Annotated in this window: 1 protein-coding gene and 1 pseudogene; one reads left to right on the forward strand and one right to left on the reverse strand. The window is 61.7% G+C overall.

Annotated features, from left to right (window positions below):
* Window positions 1–173: 173 nt before the first annotated feature.
* Window positions 174–1,280, forward strand: a pseudogene (gene ugpC, locus ENZ74_RS24470) (sn-glycerol-3-phosphate ABC transporter ATP-binding protein UgpC); the annotation flags it as partial.
* A gap of 85 nt (window positions 1,281–1,365) precedes the next feature.
* On the opposite strand, the gene ENZ74_RS24475 reads toward ugpC, so the two are convergent.
* Complete coding sequence (locus ENZ74_RS24475) at window positions 1,366–1,611, reverse strand: DUF680 domain-containing protein (protein ID WP_013528266.1); 246 nt, start codon at window positions 1,609–1,611, stop codon at window positions 1,366–1,368.
* Between the last annotated feature and the right edge of the window lie 112 nt (window positions 1,612–1,723).

The raw sequence follows: 1,723 nt of genomic DNA on the forward strand, positions 1-1,723 counted from the left end.
GCGTCTTCAATCGTGGAGCCGGGCGGGCCAAGGTTGACCTTGGCGGCCGATCGCTGCAACCTCTGCCCGGGCACGGATTTTCGGGGCAGGCGAGCAGCGGTTCCATCGAGCTTGGCGGCTACGGCGCCTGGTTCGGGCGTCTCGACTGAATTTCCAATCACTGGAGGAAACCAATGGCCGATGTCACGCTAAGACAAGTGAAGAAGTCCTACGGCAATCTGAACATTCTCCACGGCATCGACCTCGATATTAGGTCGGGCGAGTTCATCGTCTTCGTCGGCCCGTCGGGCTGCGGCAAGTCGACATTGCTGAGGTCGATCGCCGGGCTCGAGGAAATCACCTCCGGCGAACTCAGAATAGCCGGCGAAGTGGTGAACGACGTGCCGCCGTCGAAGCGGGGCATCGCCATGGTGTTCCAGTCCTACGCGCTGTACCCGCACATGACCGTCTACGACAACATGGCGTTCTCGATGAAGATCGGCAAAGAGAACAAGGCCGAGATCGACCGCCGCGTGCGCCAGGCCGCCGAGATCCTGCAGCTGACCAAATATCTCGACCGCCTGCCCAAGGCGATGTCGGGTGGCCAGCGCCAGCGCGTCGCCATCGGCCGCGCCATCGTGCGCAATCCGAAGGTGTTCCTGTTCGACGAGCCGCTTTCGAACCTCGACGCCGCGCTGCGCGTCGCCACCCGCATCGAGATCGCCAAGCTCAAGGAATCGATGCCCAACACGACCATGATCTACGTTACCCACGACCAGGTCGAGGCGATGACGCTGGCCGACCGCATCGTGGTGCTCAAGGACGGCCATATCGAGCAGGTCGGCACGCCGATGGACCTCTACAAGAAGCCCGGCAATCTGTTCGTTGCCCAGTTCATCGGCTCGCCGGCCATGAACATCCTGCCGGCGACCATCGAAAAGACCGGAAACCCGACCGTCGTCAGCCATGTCGGCGGACGCAAGGCGACCGTGCCGATTGCGACGCCGGCTTCGGCAAAGGGCGCTGCGGTGAGCTTTGGCGTGCGGCCGGAGGACCTGATCATCGCCAGCGGCGCGGACTATCTGTTCGAGGGGACGGTCGACTATGTCGAGCAACTCGGCGAGGTGCAGCTTGTCTATGTCGACATCGGCCGCGCCGATCTGCCGCTGGTGACCAAGCTGCCCGGCAATGTCGAGGTCAAGCGCGGCTCGACATTGCGGCTGAGCGCCAATGGCGAGGACCTGCATATCTTCGACGCGGATGGACGTTCTTTCGCGTTGAATGAAGTGGAAGAAAGGGCGGTTAACCCGCATTTACCGTGTCAGGCAAAAAAAAGAGCGGGGGGCCGGGCCCGCCGCTCTTTGACTTGGAGATCGACTTCGGTTGTTAGTTGTTGCCGAAGAGGTTGCGGTCGGCACCTTGCGGAGCAGACTTCTGGGTGGTGTCACCCGACGAGTTCAGCAGCTTGTAGACCGGCGAACCGGTGTTGCGTACCGAAGAGGTGCGCGTGCTGTCGACCGAAGTCGTGGCGGCAGGCTGATTGGCACCATTGGAGCCAAAATTGTCGCTGCCGGCGAAGGCACTGCCGGTGATGGCCAGAACGGCGGCGGCAGCAATAAGGATCTTGTTCATTTTAGTCTCCTGAATTCTGGATTTCGCCAGGACGGCAGACACAGCTGCCGTCGGTTGCGAAATTGGTTGTTAGCGACCGAAGAGGTTACGGTCGCTGCCCAGACGCCCGCTC

Origin of the sequence: Mesorhizobium sp. M7A.F.Ca.CA.002.15.2.1, from assembly GCF_003998715.1 — a bacterium.
GTDB lineage: Bacteria > Pseudomonadota > Alphaproteobacteria > Rhizobiales > Rhizobiaceae > Mesorhizobium > Mesorhizobium ciceri.

Coding starts and splice junctions, on each gene's coding strand:
- ENZ74_RS24475 (WP_013528266.1), bottom strand. CDS start 1,611: ATGAACAAGATCCTTATTGCTGCCGCCGCCGTTCTGGCCATCACCGGC.